Consider the following 19,632-nt stretch of genomic DNA (forward strand, 5'->3'; position numbering starts at 1 on the left):
CGACGCCGCAACACGGGAAGGATGGTCTTACTCGATAATCCAGCGCCTATAGAATTCGATTATACGTCCATTAGTTTTGCGATATCGCCGTTCTTATTCAACAGGCGCGCGAACTCAACCTGCGGAGCACGCAGGAAACCTTGCAACGACAGAAGAGCGCGCCGGGGTGACCCCGGCGCAACGACGGCGCCGGCTCAGGCGCCCAGGGTCGCGGTCACGTCGTCGAACAGCTCGTCGATCGACAGCTTGCGCGGGATGATCTTCTGCTCGAACGACCAGTCGATCGCCAGCTGCAGGCCCTTGCGGTTGGCCTCCAGGCCGAACGGCGGATAGACGGCCGGAGGGCCGCCCTCGGTCAGGGCGCGGCTCTCGACGATCATCCGGTAGATCTCGCGCACCACGTCGGGGCGGGTCTTCGAGAGGTCCTCGTGGACGACGAAGACGTGGTTGATCGGCACCACCTGTTCGCGGGCGTACCAGGCCTTGGCGGCCTCGAACGGATCGGGGACCAGATACTGCACGCGCGGGTCCTTGGGCAGGTCGACGCCCTGCAGGGTGGCCGCCAACTGGCCGTCCAGCATCATCTGGCCGATGTCCGAGCCCTTGGGCAGGCGCACGCAGTTGGGCGGATCGGAATATTCCTCCAGGTGGCCGTCGCCCACCGTCATCCAGGTGACCTTGTCCAGGTCGACGCCGTACTCGTGCTGCAGCACGCCCCGGATCCACAGGCCCGTGGTCTGGGCGTAGGTGCGCACCCCGACCTGCCTGCCCTCGATGTCCCGGGGGTCCAGATGGCCCAATTCGCTATTGAAACCGGCGCAGTGGTGCTGGAAACGGCCCGAGATCGGGGCCGGCAGCATGACATAGGGCTTCCCGTAGCACTTGGCCTGCAGGTAGGTGACGATGGCCAGCTCGCCCGCGTCGTACTGGTCGCGGCGGACCATGTCCTTGAAGCCGTTGTGGGCCTGTTCGGGGCCGCAGTAGTCCAGCTTGACGATATCGGAGGTCACCCGGCCGTCCTTCATGGCCTTGGTCACCGGATAGTCGGCCAGGTTCGTCTTCAGCGTCAGGACGTCGGTCGTGGTGTCGGTCATGGTTCCCATCCCCTCGCGCTAGAGCGCGACCTCGATCAGCACCGGACCCGCCTCGCGGACCGAATTGACCATGCTCTTGTGGAAGTCCTCGGCCGTGGTGACGCGGTGCGAGGGGACGCCCATGCTGGTCCCCATCGCCACCCAGTCGATGCGCGGCTTGTCGATGTCGATCATCGCCAGGGCCTGCGGGCCCGGCGCGCCGAAACCCATGTTGGCGAATTCGGTCTTGAGGATCTGGTAGCTGTGGTTGGCGAAGATGATCGTGGTGACGTTCAGGCCTTCGCGCGCCTGGGTCCACAGCGACTGGATCGTGTACATGGCGCTGCCGTCGCCCACCATGCAGAACACCCTGCGGTCCGGGCAGGCCAGGGCCGCGCCGGTCGCCACGGGCGTGCCGTAGCCGATGGAGCCGCCCATGTTCTGGATGGTGTCGTGCGGCAGGGCGCCGGCGGTCAGCCCCATCGACTCGCGGCCCGTGGTCAGCGACTCGTCGACCAGGATGCAGTGCTCGGGCATGGCGCTGGCCAGGGCGTGGGCGATGCTGATCGGCTCCAGCTTGCCGGTCGGGACGCCGTTGTCGACGCGGGCCTGGACACGCGGCGCCACGGCCGGGCCGCCCAGGGCGTCCAGCAGCATCTCCAGCCCCCGGACGCTGTCCTCGTCGGTCGTCGCCAGGCTGTGGACCACGGCCTCGGGCGACTTCAGCAGGCTGGGCTTGTCCGGATAGCTGAAGAAGGCGATCGGCTCGCCGGTCTCGACCGTGACGATGTTCTTGAAGCCCTTCAGGAAGGCCACGGCTTGCAGCACGGCGTAGGGGATGCGCTCCAGCGGCACGCGGCCGGCGCCGCGCTCGATACGGGCGCTGAAGAACTGGGTCGCCAGGCGCGCGCCGGTCTTGGCGGCGACGCGGCCGGCCAGGTCCAGCGCCCTGCCCCGCATCGCCTTGCCGCCGAAGATGATCAGGGTCGGTTCGCCGGCCCGCAGCACCTGGGCCACGTGGTCGACGCGGGCCTGGTCGGGCGCCTTGCGCTGGATCGCGGCGCGGGCGGTCTTGGGCGGCTGGCCCGCGTCGCCCCACGAGGTGTCGCCCGGCAGGATCAGGGTGGCGATCTGGCCGGGATGCTCGCTGGCCTTGGCCACCGCCGAGGCGGTGTCCTGGGCGATCGAGGCCGAACTGTCGGCGCGGCGCACCCAGTGGCTGAGCGGCCGGGCCAGGCCTTCGATGTCGGAGGTCAGGGGCGCGTCGTACTTCAGGTGCGCGGTGGCGTGCTCGCCGATGATGTTGACCATCCCGGAGCTGGCGCGCTTGGCGTTGTGGATGTTGGCCAGGCCGTTGGCCAGGCCCGGGCCCAGGTGCAGCAGGGTCGAGGCCGGCGTGTCGCGCATGCGATACCAGCCGTCGGCCGCCCCGGTGGCCACGCCCTCGAACAGGCACAGCACGCTCTTCATGCGGGGATTTTCCAGCGCCGCGAGGAAGTGCATTTCCGACGTGCCGGGATTGGCGAAGCAGACCTCGACGCCCTGGTCGGCCAGCGTGTTCACAAGGCTTTCGGCGCCGTTCATCTCTACTCCTCCACTCGGCGGAAGCGCTTCACGGCGCGTCCGTTTCGAAGGAAGAGAGATCATTTCCAGGCGGCGGCGACCCAATCCAAACGGGCCGGAAAGCGATAGATTTCCGGGTGTTCAGCGCGGGGACATGCCCTTGCGGCGTGTCTCCACCGACTAGCGCCGCGCTGCTGAAGGGGACACGCCGCAAGGGCATGTCCCCGGTCCAAATCAGTACCCCGCCAGCTCCTTGCCCTTGCCGACCACGCCGTACGAGCGCTGCGGGGCGGCCATCAGCCAGCGGTAGCCTTCCGACAGCAGGCGCTCGAGGTTGCCGGCGTTGGTGTGCGGATTGCCGACCGGCACGCCGCGGCGCACGCAGGTGTCGGCGACCTTCTTCATGGCGTCGCGGACGTCCGGATGGTCGTACTGCCGCGGGAGGCCCATCTCCTGGCTGAGGTCGCCCTCCCCGATCAGCACGAAGCCGATCCCGGGCACTTCCTTGAGGATCTCGTCGAGGTTCTCGACGCCCTTGACGCTCTCGATCATCAGCCCGACCAGCAGCTCGCCGTGCGGGGCCAGCGGCCAGACATCGGCCCTGGCGTAGTACTCGGCCTGGGAGAGACCCCAGTAGCGGGCGGCGGTCGCCGGCCCGTCGCCGCGCACGCCGCGCGGCTCGTACAGGGGCGCGTTCTTCGGACGACCGTAGCGGCAGGCCGAGACGGCGTTGTAGGCCTGGGCCACGTCGTTGATGTGCGGCCAGATCACGCCGTAGACGCCCCGGTCCAGGGCCTGCTTGGCGTAGGCCTGGTTCATCTCCACGCCGTTGGCCGGGATGCGGACGATCGGGGTCACCTGGGGCGCCAGGCTGGCGGCCGAGTGGATCTGCTTGCGGTTCAGCAGATACTGCAGCGCATCGCCCAGGGCGGCCATGTCCCAGGGATTGTGCTCCATCTCGAACACCAGCCCGTCATAGGGCGCGTCCGACAGGTCGATGGCCGATTGCTTGTCGGCCTTGGCGAAGCAGGTGAAGACCGGCTTGCCGGCCTCCCAGGCGCGGATGACGCCGTTCAGGCGGGTGTCGCTCATGCTGATCTCGTTCTCTCGGGGTCAGGCCGCGCCGATGGCGTCCAGGCTGTTGTCTTGGGGAGGCTCGTCGGGGTTCCAGTACATGAAGCCCATGCCCTCGCCTGTGCCGGCGGCGGTGCGCCAGCACGGCACGTAATCGACCAGCGTCATCTTCGCCCCGGTGTGCTGCAGGGCCATCATGACGATGCTGTAGATCTTCACCTCGGAGGTGCCCGACTGGTAGTAACCGTCGGGGATGGCGGCCAGGCCGTCGTAGTCGTAGGCCGCCAGCTTCCCCATGACGTCGCGGTCGAACTCCTCGTCGTTGACGAAGTGCGACAGGCCGCCCGAGGCGATGATCGCCACCCGCACGTCGTCCGGCCAGGCCTCGACGGCCTCGCGCAGGACGCGTCCGAATTCGATGCAGCGGCTCATCGACGGCTGGGTCGGCGGATAGAACAGGTTGAACAGCACCGGCACGTGCGGCGGCGGCTGGTCGCCCATGATCTGGTGGTAGACGAAGCTGTAGGCGTGCGGGACCACAGGATAGTCCGGCCGCATCCCCTGGCGCTCGGCCATCCAGACGTTCTCGGGCCAGGCCTGCAGGTCGTTGAGGTCGAACCCCTCCTTCTGGAAGGTCTTGATCAGGTAGGTCGCCAGCTCGGGATAGGCCTTGTGCACCACGTGGCGGTCGGGGGCGTAGACGCTGCGCTGGGGCGGGCCGTTGTGGACGTCCTCGCCGGTATAGATCGTGATCGACGGCGACTGGTCGGGCCAGATCTCCTTCTGGTCCTTGCCCAGCACGATGGCGACATCGACCTTGGCCCGCTTGTAGGCTTCAGCCATCTCGTCCAGCGCGGCGCGGCAGCGGCCGGCGCGCTCGGTGCGCTCCTCCAGCGTCAGGAAGGGCTCGAAGGCGCCGCCGCGATGGGCCTCCAGCTCCGGATAGGTCCAGGTGCGGTTCTGGAACCAGAGCTCGGGGTTCTTGCGGTCCCGCTCGCCGTTCTTCAGCCAGTCCTCGGGCGCCTGCCCCAGCATGCCGCTGTGGGGCACCGCCATGCCGAACACGATCTTGGCCATCGGCCGTACTCCTTGGAAACTTGGCCTGGACTTGGGGGCCTAGATGACGACGCCGTCGGGCACCTTGGGCGCCCACTCGCGACGCAGGACGAACAGGGTCGTCACCGCGCCCAGCAGCAGGAAGGCGAAGATCACGTACATCGGCAGCTGGTAGCCGCCGCTGACGTCCAGCAGCCAGCCCGACAGGATCGGCGCGACCATGCCGGCCAGGCTGACCGCCACCTGCTGCACGCCGGTGACCACGCCGACGGCGGGCTTGGGGATCAGGGTCAGGCGGCAGAGCGCCAGGTTGTTGGCCGTGGCCAGGCCCAGGCCCGACAGCGAGGCCACGTTCCAGAACAGGGCTTCGCCCACGTTGGTGGCCCGCGCCCCCAGGATCACGGTCGAGGCCACCAGGAAGCCGGCCACCACGAAAGCCTTGCGCACCACCACCGCGTCGCCGCCGCGGGCGATCAGCTTGTCGGCCGTCCAGCCGGCGACCAGGGCCACGATGGCGATCCCGGCGAAGCTGAAGAAGGAATAGAGGCCCATCTTTTCCAGCGACAGGCCGCGCTGTTCGACCAGATAGGCCGGCATCCAGGTCATGCAGTAGAAGGTGAAGTAGTTGTAGCAGAAGTTGACCACCAGCGTGCCCCAGACCAGCGGGCTGGCCAGGATGTTCTTCATGGGCACGGCCGAGGCCTTGGCCCTGACCGCGGCCATGTCGGCTTTCTTGGGCAGGTCGTTCTTGACCATGAACAGCCAGGGCAGCAGCCAGACCAGCCCCACGCCGCCGGTGATGAAGAACATCGCCCGCCAGTCGTAGGCCGCGATCAGCCAGGCCGCGACCGGCGCGCCGATGGCGGGGCCGAACTTGGTGCCCAGCATGTAGAAGCCCACGGCCGTGCCGCTCTGACCTTCGTGGAAATTGTTGCGGATCCAGCGATAGCTGGCCGGCACCACCACCGCCTCGGCGGCGCCCACGATCAGGCGCATGACGATCAGGGCGGTCAGTGTGGTCGTCAGGCCCGTCAGGGCCGACGCCGCGCACCACAGGACGAAGCAGATCGTATAGGGCGTCTTGACGCCATAGCGGTCGACGACCCAGCCCATCGGGATCTGCATGGCCGCGTAGGACCAGAAGAACGCCGAATTGATCCAGCCCCGGCCCAGGTTCGACAGATGGAAGTGCGCCTTGAAGTGGGGCACCGCCAGGGCCGAGGAGATGCTGGTCCGGTCGACGAACGCGATCAGGGCGCCCACCGCCAGCAGAGCCAGGATCGCCCAGCGGACCCAGAGCGCCTGCACCGTCTTTTCGTTCGCCGTCGCGCCGCCGACGGCGGTCTCGCTGTAGCTGGCCATGTTCGCCTCCCCGGGCTTTTTCATCGTTACGCGCCCAGCATCGGATAGAGCTTGAGCGCGGTCTTGCCGAATATCCATTCGCGGTCCTGGCCGGAAAGCGAAGACAGGCGATCCTGGGCCGCGCCGAGGATCTCGCCCAGCGTCCCCGGCGAGGTCGGGAAGTTCGAGCCCCAGGCCAGGCGGTCGGCGCCGAAGGCCTCGACCACCTTCGGGAACCAGGTTTCCGGCGTGGCCGCGCCCTTGACGCTGTCGCCCATGATCCGGGGCGTCAGCTTCAGATGGATCGACGGCAGGTCGGCCAGGTCGAACAGGCTCCGGGCGGCCGCGTAGGGCGGACCGTCGGTCACCTCCGGGCGGCCCAGGTGATCCAGGATGATCGGCACGTTCGGAAAGCGCTCGGCCAGGGCCCGCACCTGCGGCAGGCCGACGGGGCCGGTCTGGATGCACATGGTCAGGCCCAGCTCGCCCAGCAGCTCCCAGGCCGGATAGGCGCGCTCGTCCTCCAGCTCGCTGGGGTCGAAGTCCTTGGTGCTGCCGCCGGTGAAGATGCGCAGGCCCGCCAGGCCCTTGTCGGTCCAGGCCCTGATCGTCGCCACCGCGTCCGGCGCCCGCACGTCCACCGAACCCACGGCGATCAGCCGATCGGCGTGGGCGTTGCAGGCGTCGACCACATAGCTGTTGTCGAAGCCGTAGGTGGTCGAGGAGTGGACGACGGCGGCCTTGGCGACGCCCGCCTGGTCCATCGCCTCGATCAGGGTCTCGACCACGCAGGGCCGCTCCTGCGACCAGTCGGACCGCTTGCCGAACAGCGGGGCCGGCGGATAGCGGCCCTCGTCGTCCGAGATCACGTGCGGGTGGATGTCGATGATTTGCGACGCCATGACCTGTACTGTTCTTTCCTGGGCCTTGGGCTCGGGCCTTGCTGGCCGCCGCCTCGTTGCTCCGAACCTCGTCGGAGCCCGCCCCTTTTGGAATTCGAAGTTCCGCCGCGAGCCATAAGTTCAGGCTCGCGGCGGATGCCGATCGCTAGAGCGGACTTGTGTCCGATGGACCCAAGTCCGCTCTAGATCTCCTTGTTTTGACGCGCTTTCTTCACGCGAACCGGTGTCCACTTCGCTCGAAAGTGCTTACAGGCCCTTGGCCTTCAGCTGGGCGTCCAGGCGCGGATAGACCCGCCGGGCGTTGCCCTCGTAGATGTTGAAGCGATCCTGGTCGGTCAGGCTGACGCAGGCGTCCACATAGCGCTTGGTGTCGTCGAAATAGTGCCCGGTGTCGGGGTCCTTGCCCCGCACGGCGCCGATCATCTCCGACCCGAACAGCACGTTCTTGGACGGGATCACCTTGGTCAGCAGGTCCACGCCCGGATGGTGGTAGACGCAACTGTCGAAGAAGATGTTGTCCAGCAGCCCTTCCAGCGGTCGGTTGGCCATCTCCAGCGACATGCCGCGATAGCGTCCCCAGTGATAGGGCACCGCCCCGCCGCCGTGCGGGATGACCAGGCGCAGGGTCGGGAAGTCCTTGAACAGGTCGCTCTGCAGGATCTGCATGAACACCGAGGTGTCGGCGTTCAGATAGTGCGCGCCGGTGCCGTGGAAGTTCGGATTGCACGAGGCCGCCACATGGACCATGGCCGGAACGTCCAGGTCGCACAGCGCCTCGAACAGCGGATACCACTCGCGGTCGGTCAGGGGCTTGCCGGTCCAGTAGCCGCCGGTCGGGTCCGGGTTCAGATTGCAGCCGACGAAGCCCAGCTCCTCGACGCAGCGGCGCAGTTCGGGGATCGAGTTGGCCGGCGGCGCGCCGGGCGACTGCGGCAGCTGGCAGACCGGGACGAAGTTGTCCGGATAGAGCTCGGTCACCCGCTTGACCAGGTTGTTGGAGACCTCGGCCCACTGCAGGCTGGTGCGCTCGTTGCCCAGGTGGTGGCTCATCAGGCCGGCGATCGGCGAGAACAGGGTCAGGTCGCTGCCCCGCTCCTGTTGCAGCTTCAGCTGGCCGTTGCCGACGCCCTCGCGGATCTCGTCGTCGCTGACATGGGCTTCCGAGACCGGCGGCGCGTTGGCCGGGTCGTTGGCGGCGTCCACCTGGCGCTGGCGCCAGTCGCGGAACGACTTGGGAACGGTGGTGAAGTGGCCGTGGCAATCGATGATCATGGCTCTACGCTCCCCGCTCACTGTTTGTCCGGATCGACGAACAGCTCGCCGATGCTCATTCGTTTTGGGGTCAGCCCCTGGGCGAAGGCGGTCCGTTCCAGCGCCTCGATGGTCGGGCGGTTGGCCTCGACGCCGTAGGGCAGCGGGTCGGGACCGACGATGTCCATCAGCTTGACGTACTTCTTCTCGGTGGCGTCCTGTGGGCCGTTAGCGCGCACGCGCTCCAGCCATTCGTCCTTAGCGCGCTTGAAGGCGTCATAGAGCGACTTGGCCACCCAGGGGTGCTCGGCCAGCACCGAATCCTTCAGGACGATCGTGCCGTGCATCGGATAGACGCCGGTGCGGCGGAAATAGTCGGCTTCCAGCTCGGCGGCGTTGGGCAGCAGGTCCGGATAGTTGGCCTCGACCTCCTGCCAGCCGCCCGTCGGGGCGCCCGTGCGGCCGATGCCCGCCGCGCCCTCGACGCCGGCGGCCAGCTCGCCGTCGACCATCATGTCGGCCAGCGGTCGCGTGGCGTGGATCACGTTGCCGGGCAGCTTCAGCTGCTGGACGTGCTCCTCGTCGTCGACCACCCAGGTCACCTTCGAGGGGTCCAGGCCGCAGTCGTCCATCAGGGCCTGGCGCAGCCAGACGCCCGTCGTCACCGAATAGGCGCGCACGCCCACCTTCTTGCCTTCCAGGTCCTTGGCCGTGACGATGCCGGCGTCGGGGCGGATCAGCATGCCCGAGTGGTGGAACCGGCGGACCACGAAGATCGGCAAGGCCACGAACGGCGCGCCATAGGCCCGGGCGATGATGTAGGTCGTGGGCGCGATCTCGCAGACGTCGAACTCCACGTCGCGGACCATGCGCCGGAAGGCGCCGATCTGCGGCTTGACCGTGATGATCTCCGCATCGACGCCCTCGATCGGGATCGCGCCGCTGCGGATGGCCGACGTATGCGGATGTTCGGCCACCGCGATCTTGAGGGGGACTTTTCCGGCCAATTTCCTCTCCTTGGTACAGTCAGATAGCGGGGGAATGGCTGGCGGTCATCGCGTCAGTCTCGAAAGCCCCGTTCGGCTTGAAAAGGCTCGGACAAGGGGCCCGCCGCAACCGGCTCGCCGCGAAACCTTCCGGGCGCGCGCCATTTCCTATCGGCGGCCGTCGAGCCGGCGGGGGACGTCCATCGGGTTGTCGTCGCGCAAGGCGGGCGGCAGCAGCGCGGCGGGAACGTCCTGGTAGCAGACCGGCCGCAGGAAGCGGGCGATCGCCAGCGACCCGACCGAGGTCGAGCGCCCGTCCGAGGTGGCCGGAAACGGTCCCCCGTGCACCATGGCGTCGCAGACCTCGACCCCCGTGCCGAACCCGTCGAACAGGATCCGTCCGGCCAGCCGCTCCAGCCGCGGCATCAGCCGGGCGGCCTCTCCGAAGTCGGCTTCGGCGGCGTGGACCGCGACGGTCAACTGGCCCTCCAGCGCCTCCAGGACGCGTTCCAGCGCCGCGAGGTCAGGGCAGCGCACCAGCAGGGACGACGCCCCGAACACCTCGTGCGACAGGGACGAGTCAGCGAGGAACGCCTCGGCGGTCGTGGCCAGCAGAACGGCCCCGCCGACGCCTTCGCCGCTCGGCCGGCCGCGCGCCACCACCTCGACGCGGGGGTGACGCTCCAGCGCCGCGACCCCGCGCTCGAAGGCCTGGCGGATGCCCGGCGTCAGCATGGTCGCCGGACCGGCCTGGGCGACGCACTGGGCCGCTTCGGCGACGAAGGCGTCCAACGCCTGGCCTTCGATCGCCAGTAGCAGCCCCGGATTGGTGCAGAACTGGCCCGCGCCCAAGGTCAGCGCCGTGACGAAGCTGCGGGCGATGGCCTCGCTACGCGCGGCCAAGGCGCCCGGCAGCAGGATCACCGGATTGATGCTGCTCATCTCGGCATAGACCGGGATCGGTCGCGGCCGGGCCTGGGCCAGGGCCATCAGGGCCAGGCCTCCAGCGCGCGAACCGGTGAACCCCACCGCCTGGATCCTAGGGTCCGAAACCAGCGCCGCGCCCACCGCGTGGCCGTTGTCGAACAGCAGCGAGAACACGCCCGGCGGCAGGCCCGCCTCGGCCACGGCCTTGGCCACCGCCCGTCCGGCCAGTTCCGACGTTCCAGGATGGGCGGGGTGCGCCTTGACGACCACCGGGCAACCCGCCGCCAGCGCCGACGCCGTGTCGCCGCCGGCGACGGAAAAGGCGAGCGGGAAGTTGCTGGCCCCGAACACCGCCACCGGCCCCAGCGGCAAGTGCGTCAGGCGCAGGTCCGCGCGCGGCGGGGCTCGCCTGGGCAAGGCCTGATCGACCCGGACGTCGAGGAAACCGCCGTCGCGCAGGAGGGCCGCGAACAGCCGCAGTTGCCCGTTGGTGCGGCCGAGTTCGCCCTCCAGGCGCGGACGCGGCAGACCGGTCTCGGCCATCGCCCGTTCGACGATCGCGCTCCCCTGCTCCGCCAGATTGACCGCGACGCCCTCCAGGAACGCCGCGCGCTGCGCGTGCGGCGTGGCGCGGTAGGCGTCGAAGGCCGCCTCGGCCAGGGCGCAGGCTCGCTCGACATCGTCGCGACCGGCGCTGGCGAAGGCCGGCTCCAACCTCTCGCCGCGGCCGGGGTCGAACGCCCGGAACGTCTCGCCTCCCCCCGCCACGGCCTCGCCGCCAATCAGCATCATGCCTCGCAGGTCCATGCGCGCCTCCCTGTCATCCGTTTCGGCCGGGATGGAGCCGGAACCGGGAAACGGGGCGATAGATTTGCGGCGGCGCGTTATAAGTTTTTCGTCGTGCGGTATAATTCAACCACCGTCTCGCGGCGGATTTCTTATGACCATATAAGCCCAATCCTCATCACCCATCCACGCCGTTCGCACTGTCTTCCCGCCTTCGCCGCCCAGCCGCCACAAGCATCGGAACGCACGAATGAATGGTGATTTTATCGATCTATTTCAGCGCCATATCCCGGAGTTCTGCAACCCCATAGCCATCTCAGCCGTGCGCGCCGGCCGACGCCTCCGACCACGAACGACGATTGGAGCGTCGAAAATCGCCAATTCCCAGAGCGATAAATTCCTGTTACCGGTGGGCTATCGGGAGGACTAAAAATGATCGACCAGGATCCTGAACACAGGGCCGCGTCGCTGAGCTTTCGGCAGCTGAAGCTGTTCGAGAGCGTGGGCCGTCTCAACAGCGTCCGCAGGGCGTCGGAGGAGTGCAACCTCTCCCAGCCGGCGGTGACCCAGGCCCTGGCCAAGCTGGAGCTGCAGATCGGCGCCGTCCTGCTGGAGCGGCGGGCCAGCGGGAGCTATCTCAACGAACTGGGCGAGATCTTCCATCGCCGGGTGACGCGCCTGTTCCAGCAGTTCGAGCAGGCCCTGATCGTGCTGGGCGTGCCCGGCGGCGCCGAGACCGCGCCGGTGATCGCCAAGCGCATCTCCCGTTCGCAGGCCCGCAGCCTGATCGCCATCGTCGACAGCGGCTCGTTCGCCCAGGCCGCCCAGGCCCTCGAGCTGTCGCAGGCCTCGCTGCAGCGCGCCGCCCGCGACCTGGAGGGCAACCTCAAGAAATCGATCTATTACCGCACCGCCAACGGCGTGATGGTCACCCCCGCCGGCGTCGAGTTCGGCCGCCGGATCAAGCTGGCCACCCAGGAGATCGAGTGGGGCGTCCAGGAGATCGAGGCCGCCCGCGGCTCGGTCGCCAGCCAGATCTCGATCGGCGCCATGCCGTTCGGCGGCAGCGTCCTGCTGGCCTCGGTGCTGGACGAATATGTCCAGACCCATCCCAAGGTCGACGTGCGAATCGTCAACGGCAGCGCCTCGGAGATGCACAAGCGCCTGCGCGACGGCGAGGTCGATTTCGTGATCGGCCTGGTCCAGGAGACCGGCGACCAGGACCTGGTCAGCGAGGCCCTGGCCCGCACGCCCTACGCCGTCGTCGCCCGCCGGGGCCACAAACTGGCCCGCAGGAACGAGGTCACCCTCGCCGACCTGCTGGACTACGACTGGGTGGTCGGCACCCCCGGCGCTCATCGCCGCGCCTGCTTCGAGCGCCTGTTCGAGGGCGGTCCGGGTCCCCACGCCTCGATCGCCACCTGCGCCGTGCCGGTGATCCGCCACCTGCTGTTGCGCAGCGATCGCCTGACGCTGATGACCTCGTACGAGCTGATGCAGGAAAGCGAACTGGCGCCGCTGCGGTTCGCGTCGATCGAACCGGCCCCCGCCATCGGCCTGACCCAACGCGCGGGCTGGCTGCCGACCCGGCTGCACCAGGGCTTCATCGATCTCCTGCGCCGCCATACCGCCGACGCCACCGCCCCGGCCCCGCTGCGCAAGGCCGGCTGACGCGGTTCCTATCGCTCCGCCCGCGCTTCCTGGCGCCCGCCGGGACGCGCGCGGCCTAAGCACCGAGGTGGAGGATACGCCCATGCCCATCACCCGCCGCGCGGTCACCGCCGCCGCCCTGTCGATGCTCGCCGCCCCCGCCCTGGCCAAGTCGCCGAGGGGGACGTTGGTCTATGTCGGAACCCAGGGCGCCGAGGCCGGCCAGGGCGTCGTCGCCGCACGGCTGGACCCGCGCACCGGACGGCTGACGCCCCTGGGCCTCGCGGCCGAGACCGTGCGCCCCACTTGGCTGGCGGCCCATCCGGTCAAGCCGCTTCTCTACGCCGTCAGCGAGATCGGCAACGACGGCAAGAGCCAGGGCGAGGTGCGGACCTTCCGCGCCGATCGGGCCACGGGAAAGCTGATCCTGGCCGGGATCGCGGCCTCGGGCGGCGGAGGCCCCACCCACCTGGCGCTGGACCTGCCGACGGCGACCGTCCTGGCCGCCAACTTCGGCACCGGCCAGGTGGCGGCCCTGCCGATCCTGAGCGACGACACCCTGGCGCCGGTCGCCTCGGTCGTCGCCGACCAAGGCTCGGGCCCCAATCCGCGCCAGAAGGGTCCGCACGCCCACGGCGTGGTCCTGGACCCGACCCGACGCTTCGTCCTGGTCGCCGATCTCGGGGCCGACAAGGTGTTCGTCTACCGCTTCGACAAGACGACCCGCGCCCTGACGCCCGCCGAGCCGGCGACCGAGGCCCTGCCCCCAGGCAGCGGCCCGCGCCACCTGGTCTTCCATCCCGACGGCCGCTTCGTCTTCGTGCTGAGCGAGCTGATCCCCGAAATCCGCGTCTACGGCTGGAACGCCGGACGGCTGGCCCTGGTCCAGACCCTTCCGGTCGCCAGCGCCGACAAGGCCGCCGTGGCCCGGGGCGGCGAGATCGCCGTCAGCGCGGACGGCCGCTTCGTCTACGCCTCGGCGCGCGGCGAGGACGTGATCGTGACCTATGCGGTCGACGGGCGCTCGGGCCGGCTGACGGAGATCCAGCGCCTGGCCAGCGGCGGCCAGTCCCCCTGGAGCTTCGCCATCGACCCCAGCGGCCGCTGGCTGCTGGTCGCCCACCAGGTCTCGGGGACCGTGGCCGTGCTGAAACGCGCGCCCAGGACCGGCAAGCTGGCGCTCACCGACCAGTCGCTGGCGGTCGCCAAGGCGACCAGCATCGCCTACCTAACGGCCCAACACTGAGGGCGAAAAAGAAAGGGCGAAGCCCGCCCGGCTTCGCCCTGAGAGTCGAGGAGTCTCGGAAGAGCGGCCGGAAGCGCGGGGACACGCTTCCGGCCCAGAGATCCAGGTGGGAGGCCTAGAAGTTCACGCCGACCCGCACCCCGAAGGTGCGCGGCGGCAGATAGGTGCCGTAGTAGGTGTTGGGCGTGGAGGTGGCGAAGGCGTAGGCCTTGACCAGCTCGTCGCTCAGATTGTTGCCGTAGGCCGTGACCGACCACATGCCATTGGGACTGTCGTAGGTGAGGTTGACGTCCTCGGTGGTGTAGCCGTCCTGACGGATGACGGGGCTGCGGATGTCGAACAGCAGGTACTGCTTGCTGACGAACCGGGCCCGGGCCGCGGCGGTGATCGTCGCGCCGTTCGACAGGTCGAAGCGGTGCGAATAGTCGACCGTCAGGGTCCGCCTCGGCGACTTGGGCAGCGGATTGCCCGAGAAGTCGCCGCCCGAGGAATAGGGCGTGACCGGCAGGACGAAGTCGTTGAACTCCGAATGGGTCAGGGCCCCGACCACGCCCAGCCGGTCGGCCGAGGTGATCGCCCACACCGACTCCAGCTCCAGGCCGTACACCGTGGCCTTGTCGGCGTTGTAGGTGATCCGGCCCGAGGCGGTGCACGGCGGCAGGTTGGCAGGCAGGTTCAGGCAGCCCAGCTGGCTGGCCTGGTAGTCGTCGTACTTATAGTGGAAGCCCGTCAGATTCAGCTGCAAGGCATTGTCGAACAAGCGGTTCTTCGATCCAGCCTCAAGCGAGAACACCTTCTCCGGATCATAGGCGTTGGGCGGCAGGCCGTCGTAGTTGCCGCCGGCCTTGTAGCCCGTCGCCGCCGTGAAATAGATCAGCGACCGCTCGGCCAGCTGGTACTCGATCGAGGCCTTCCAGTTGGTGGCTTCCCATTCGCTGTTGGCGAAGTTGGTGATCCGCGACAGCAGGACGCCGGCCGGATTGCGCACCTCGGTGGTGCCGCTCTGCTTCTTCTGGTCGGCCGTGTATCGCAGGCCGCCGGTCAGCCGCAGCTTGTCGGTGACGTGCCAGGTGGCCTGGCCGAACAGGGCGCGCGAATAGGCGTCGATGTCGGGATAGCCGAACCGCACCGAGGTCGGCGGCGCCAGCAGGGTCTGGTAGGAGCTCTGCAGCTCGTCCCAGTAGTAGGCGCCCACGATCCAGGTGACGGTCTGGTCCGGATTGGACGCCAGGCGAACCTCCAGCGAATGCTGCTTGGCTTCCTGGTTCAGCTGGATGCGACGGTCGCTGGCGTAGAGGTTGTCCAGCGTCAGCTCGTGATAGGCGGGCAGCACCGTCAGGGTGATGTCGCCGATGTTCCAGGTGACCTCGGCGTGGACGCCGACGTTCTTGTTGTCGATGTGCGCGCCCGGGTTGGCCAGGTTGGTCGAGCGCGGATCGACGCCCGCCACCGCCAGCTTGTAGGCCGCCGGGCCGACGCCCTTGCGCAGGTCGTAGTCGGCGCCCAGCAGGATCGACAGGTCGTCGGTCGGCTTGGCCAGCAGCTGACCGCGGAAGGCCCGCGAGTTCTGGTCGTCGGTCTTGCCGTCGGTGGCGTAGCCATCGCGCTTGAGCGTCCGCATCGCCAGGCGCGCGGCTAGCTTGTCGCCCAGCGGCACGTTGACCATGCCCGAGACGCCGCGCTGGTTGTAGGAGCCGTATTCCGCCCCCACCGCGCCGTCGAAATCGAAAGTCGGCTTGTTGGAGATCACATTGACCGCGCCCGCCGTGGCGTTGCGGCCGTAGAGCGTGCCCTGCGGACCGCGCAGCACCTCGACCTGCTGGATGTCGTAGATCAGGCCGCCGGTCGACTGCGGGCGCCCGATGTAGACGCCATCGATATGGAAGGCCACGGCCGGGTCGCCCTGCGGCCCGTCATTGGTGCTGAAGATGCCCCGGATGGCCACGCCCGTGGCGGCGTTGCTGGAATTGATCTCGACGTTCGGGGCCGAGCCCTGCAGCGCCTGCAGGTTCGGCGCGCCCTGCTTTTCCAGGCTCTCGGCGCTGACCGCGGTCACCGCCACCGGAATGCTCTGGACGTTTTCGCTGCGCTTCTGGGCGGTGACGACCACCTCCTCCAGCGCCACGGCGTCCTTCGGCGTCTCCTGGGCCAGGGCCGCCCCCGCGGCGCCGACCAGTCCCAGGGCCGTGGTCGCCAGCAGCAGCGTGGCGCGCCCAGGACGAAGATGTCCCTTCATTCGTTCCTCCCTTTATCGGTCGCCGTCCGATCCATGCCGGGCGGTCGCCGTTGTTGTTTTCACCAGGGCGGACAGCGCGTTTCCGTCGCCGAGCCGCCCGGGCGCCGACCTTTGAATTCCGAATTGAAGTAGAGCAGCGGATGGCCGCCGCGGCGCGATCCAAACCCCGCAGCGGCCGATAGCTTTATCGAACGCCCGTCCCCGCGGCCGCCTATTTGGCCGGCAGGTAGAGCGGCATGGAGTCTTCCCAGAGGCTGTCGGTCAGCAGGCGCTTGCCCGTGCCGTCGGCGTTCATGACCATGATCTGGCCATAGGGCTGGAAGGTGTTGTCGTAGAGCGCCGCCTCCTCGCGGAAACCGTACATGCCCGTGCTCCACAGGATGCGCCCGTCGGCGGTCCAGACGGCGTGTCCGTCGTTGCCGCGGTTCGTCGTCAGGCGCTGCAGGTCCGAGCCGTCGGGCCGGATCGTGAAGACGTCGAAGTTCACCGCGTCGACCTTGCGCGTGAAGACGATCCGTTTGCCGTCCGGCGACCAGAACGGCAGGTTGTCCAGGCCCGTGGTCAGGGTCCGCACCTCGCGGGTGTCGAGATTGATGACCCGCAGGCCCATGTTGTTCTCGCCCCAGACGCGGAACACGATCTCCTTGCCGTCTGCCGAATAGCTGGGGAAGCCCGAATGCACCGAGCCATCGGTCAGGGCCTCCAGGCCCGTGCCGTCGCGGCGCGACCGCATCAGGGTCGCCTTGCCGTGCGCCCGCTCCTGGAACCAGACGCCCACGCCGAAGGCCAGCCACTGGCTGTCGGGCGACCAGGTCGGCTGGAACGCCCCGGCCAGGCCCTTCTTGACCAGTTCCGGATCCAGCCCCTTGCCGTCGACCTCGTAGGCCACCCGGCGGTTCGAGCCGTCGCGGTCCATCAGCACGATCGACGAATTGCCCTGCTGCTTCTCGGTGATCGCCAGGGTCCCGTCCTTGGCCGCCACGGGGAAGACGTCGGTGTGACGGTACTCCCAGGCCGGGTCCCAGCTGTAGAGCCGCTTCTCCTGCGGCCGGGCCTTGAAGCCGACCTTCTCGTAGATCACGGTCTTGCCGTCCGGAGACCAGACCGGCGAGCGCAGCACCCGGACCACGGGCGCCTGGCCCGAGGTGTAGTAGAGCCCCTCGCCCTCCCCGCCCTTGCGGTGATAGGCGATGACCTCATCGCTCAGGAACTGCGGGAAGATCTTCAGGCCCGGGCCCGAGGTGCGCTCGACGCGCTCGCCGGTGGCCAGGTCGACCGTGACGATCTGCGAGGCGATCTTGCCCAGCAGCTCGGGCCGGCGCGCGCCCCAGGTGTCCTCGGTGGTCATCTCGTAGAAGGCTAGGCGCTTGCCGTCCGGCGACCACTTGGGCGAGCCCAGGCAGAAGCCCGACTTGGACGCCACGCGGCGGAAACCCTTGCCGTCGACGCCGATCACATAGATCGACAGCTCCTGGGTGTGCTCCCAGCCCTTGCCGTCGTGGTGGCCCCGCCAGTCGGTGTTGCGGTCCGACGAGAAGGCGATCTGCTTGCCGTCCGGAGACCAGGCCGGGCGGAAGAAGCCGTCGGGCAGGCTGGGATCGCCCTGGACGTCGGCGGCGCCGGTCAGGTTGGTCAGGCGGCCGGACTTCAGGTCCTTGATCCAGATGTTGGTGCGATAGCCTTCGCGGGTCGAGACGAAGGCCAGGCGCGTCCCGTCCGGCGACAGCTCGCCGGTGTCGTCCACCGCCGAGCCGACGATCAGCGGCTGGATGTCCGTCCCGTCGACCCCGACGCGGAACAGGTCGGACTGGCCGTCGCCGTTGCGTTCCGAGGTGAAGACGATCGACTTGCCGTCGGGGCTGAAGCTGGCGTGGTAGTCGAACACCGAGCCGGTCAGCAGCTTGCGCTCGCCCGTGCCATCGGCGTTGGCGATGTAGAGTTCGGACGAGGACGGGCCGATGCGGTTCATCAGCATCACGCCCTTCTTCTGGACCGTCGCCGTCGCGGCGGCCGCCTGGCCGGCCAGGAACGCGGCGGGCAGAGCGGCGAGGAAGTGACGACGATCCATGGGTCCTCCTGGGGGTACGCACCGCCGTTTCGCCGGCGGACTTTCTGTCGGCTCTAGGCTAAGCCTTCCGGCCCAGGGAAGCGTCGATCAAAACTGCGTCCGGGCCGATCCATTTCGCCGCAGCCTCAGGCCACTTCGCGGGTGGATTCGAAGGTCCGCGCCTGGCGCAGGGCCGGGAACCGCCAGGCCCAGACGCCAGTGACGACGACCGCCCCGACCCCGCCCAGCACCACCGCCGACACGGGCCCGATCGCGGCGGCCAGGAACCCCGACTCCGCCTCGCCCAGCTCGTTGGAGGCCGAGATGAACAGGGACGAGACCGCCCCCACGCGTCCGCGCATGGCGTCCGGGGTCGACAGCTGCATCAGCGACTGGCGCACATAGACCGACAGCATGTCGGCTCCGCCCAGTACGGCCAGGCAGGTCAGGGACAGCGGCATCCAGCGCGACAGGCCGAAGACCACGGTGGCCAGGCCGAACACCGCCACGGCCAGCAGCATCTTCACGCCCACGTGGTGCTTGAGCGGCCGCCACGAGAACAGCACGGCTGTGGCCATCGCCCCGACGGCCGGGGCGGCGCGCAGGTGGCCCAGGCCGGCGGGTCCGACATGCAGGATGTCGCGCGCATAGATCGGCAGCATGGCCGTCGCCCCGCCCAACAGGACGGCGAACAGGTCCAGCGAGATCGCGCCCAGCACCAGCTTGTTGGCCACGACGTAGCGCAGCCCCTCGACGATCAGTCGCCAGGGATGGCGCGGGACGATCGGAGTCCGCGCGTCGGGCCGCACCAGCAGCATGCAGGCCAGCGACAGGACGAAGAGGCCGACGCTGGCGGCGTAGGGCGCGGACGGCGTCCAGGCGTAGAGATAGCCGCCCATGGCCGGCCCCACGATCGAGCCCACCCGCCCGGCTATGGCGTTGTTGGCGATCGCGTGGGGCAGCACCTCGGGCGGCACGATGTTCGGCCCCAGGGCGCTGAGCGCGGGCATCGAGAAGGCCCGCGCCACGCCCAGGAACACGGCCACCGCCAGCAGGGCCGGGATCGAGGCCGCGCCGGTCCAGGTCAGCACGCCCAGGACCCCGGCGCAGGCCAGTTGCAGGCCGGTGGTCAGGCAGATGATCAGGCGACGGTCGAAGCGATCGGCGGCCCAGCCGGTCACCAGGGTAAGGGCGAACAGCGGCGCGAACTGGGCCAGCCCCACCAGGCCCAGTTGCAGGGCCGCCGCGCGGGTGTCCATGGTGGCGCGGGCCAGGTCGTAGACCTGCCAGCCGACGACGATGACCAGGGTGTTCTGGGCCAAGGTCGAGGCCAGCCGGGCGGTCCAGAAATAGCGGAAGTTCCGGAACGCGAACGGCTGCTTTCCCCGATCCATGGCCTGCTCCTGACGCGACACGCGCGCACCCTTAGCGCTGTTGGCCGCGCGCGTAGAGACCGCATCGCGGATTCGATCGCTCGATCCCCGTCTTGAATGA

Annotated in this window: 14 protein-coding genes; 2 read left to right on the forward strand and 12 right to left on the reverse strand. The window is 68.8% G+C overall.

The genetic code is table 11. The annotated features are described in order from the left end of the window. Positions 1-194: 194 nt before the first annotated feature. From BR39_RS0118775 to BR39_RS0118815, 9 genes are all read right to left on the reverse strand, one after another. Positions 195-1,094, reverse strand: coding sequence for a phosphate ABC transporter substrate-binding protein (locus BR39_RS0118775; protein WP_029915026.1), 900 nt, complete (start codon positions 1,092-1,094; stop codon positions 195-197). Positions 1,095-1,112: 18 nt separating this feature from the next. After that, positions 1,113-2,657: an acetolactate synthase large subunit gene (locus BR39_RS0118780; protein WP_029915028.1), complete on the reverse strand. Its 1,545-nt coding sequence runs from the start codon at positions 2,655-2,657 to the stop codon at positions 1,113-1,115. 213 nt (positions 2,658-2,870) lie between these two features. Continuing rightward, positions 2,871-3,728 (reverse strand): HpcH/HpaI aldolase/citrate lyase family protein, encoded by an 858-nt coding sequence (locus tag BR39_RS0118785; RefSeq protein ID WP_029915029.1) that lies wholly within the window; start codon positions 3,726-3,728, stop codon positions 2,871-2,873. Between the two features lie 21 nt (positions 3,729-3,749). Then, positions 3,750-4,787, reverse strand: coding sequence for a protocatechuate 3,4-dioxygenase (locus BR39_RS0118790; protein WP_051695905.1), 1,038 nt, complete (start codon positions 4,785-4,787; stop codon positions 3,750-3,752). Between the two features lie 39 nt (positions 4,788-4,826). Next, positions 4,827-6,128: an MFS transporter gene (locus BR39_RS0118795; RefSeq protein ID WP_081916909.1), complete on the reverse strand. Its 1,302-nt coding sequence runs from the start codon at positions 6,126-6,128 to the stop codon at positions 4,827-4,829. 26 nt (positions 6,129-6,154) lie between these two features. Further along, on the reverse strand, positions 6,155-7,009 hold the full coding sequence (locus BR39_RS0118800) for an amidohydrolase (protein ID WP_029915032.1): 855 nt from the start codon (positions 7,007-7,009) through the stop codon (positions 6,155-6,157). A gap of 246 nt (positions 7,010-7,255) precedes the next feature. Then, a complete protein-coding gene (locus BR39_RS0118805; RefSeq protein ID WP_029915033.1) occupies positions 7,256-8,281 on the reverse strand; it encodes an amidohydrolase family protein in 1,026 nt (341 codons plus the stop codon). 17 nt (positions 8,282-8,298) lie between these two features. Continuing rightward, entirely contained in the window at positions 8,299-9,267 is a 969-nt protein-coding gene (locus BR39_RS0118810) for an ABC transporter substrate-binding protein (RefSeq protein WP_029915035.1), read from the reverse strand. 147 nt (positions 9,268-9,414) lie between these two features. Then, positions 9,415-10,980, reverse strand: a complete 1,566-nt coding sequence (locus BR39_RS0118815) for an aldehyde dehydrogenase (NADP(+)) (RefSeq protein WP_029915036.1) — start codon at positions 10,978-10,980, stop codon at positions 9,415-9,417. Positions 10,981-11,391: 411 nt separating this feature from the next. Here BR39_RS0118815 and BR39_RS0118820 point away from each other — a divergent pair, with 411 nt between their 5' ends. Continuing rightward, the gene (locus tag BR39_RS0118820; RefSeq protein WP_029915037.1) at positions 11,392-12,630 is read left to right on the forward strand and encodes a LysR family transcriptional regulator; all 1,239 of its coding nucleotides are present in this window, start codon (positions 11,392-11,394) and stop codon (positions 12,628-12,630) included. Between the two features lie 82 nt (positions 12,631-12,712). Further along, a complete protein-coding gene (locus BR39_RS0118825) occupies positions 12,713-13,855 on the forward strand; it encodes a lactonase family protein (RefSeq protein ID WP_029915038.1) in 1,143 nt (380 codons plus the stop codon). Between the two features lie 115 nt (positions 13,856-13,970). Here BR39_RS0118825 and BR39_RS0118830 read toward each other — a convergent pair whose 3' ends face one another. From BR39_RS0118830 to BR39_RS0118840, 3 genes are all read right to left on the reverse strand, one after another. After that, positions 13,971-16,091, reverse strand: coding sequence for a TonB-dependent receptor (locus BR39_RS0118830; protein ID WP_029915039.1), 2,121 nt, complete (start codon positions 16,089-16,091; stop codon positions 13,971-13,973). Positions 16,092-16,302: 211 nt separating this feature from the next. After that, positions 16,303-18,159: a PD40 domain-containing protein gene (locus tag BR39_RS0118835; protein WP_029915040.1), complete on the reverse strand. Its 1,857-nt coding sequence runs from the start codon at positions 18,157-18,159 to the stop codon at positions 16,303-16,305. A 125-nt stretch (positions 18,160-18,284) separates the two neighbouring features. Then, positions 18,285-19,532 (reverse strand): MFS transporter, encoded by a 1,248-nt coding sequence (locus BR39_RS0118840; protein ID WP_029915041.1) that lies wholly within the window; start codon positions 19,530-19,532, stop codon positions 18,285-18,287. Between the last annotated feature and the right edge of the window lie 100 nt (positions 19,533-19,632).

The sequence above is a fragment of the Caulobacter sp. UNC358MFTsu5.1 genome (genome assembly GCF_000712075.1).
GTDB lineage: Bacteria > Pseudomonadota > Alphaproteobacteria > Caulobacterales > Caulobacteraceae > Caulobacter.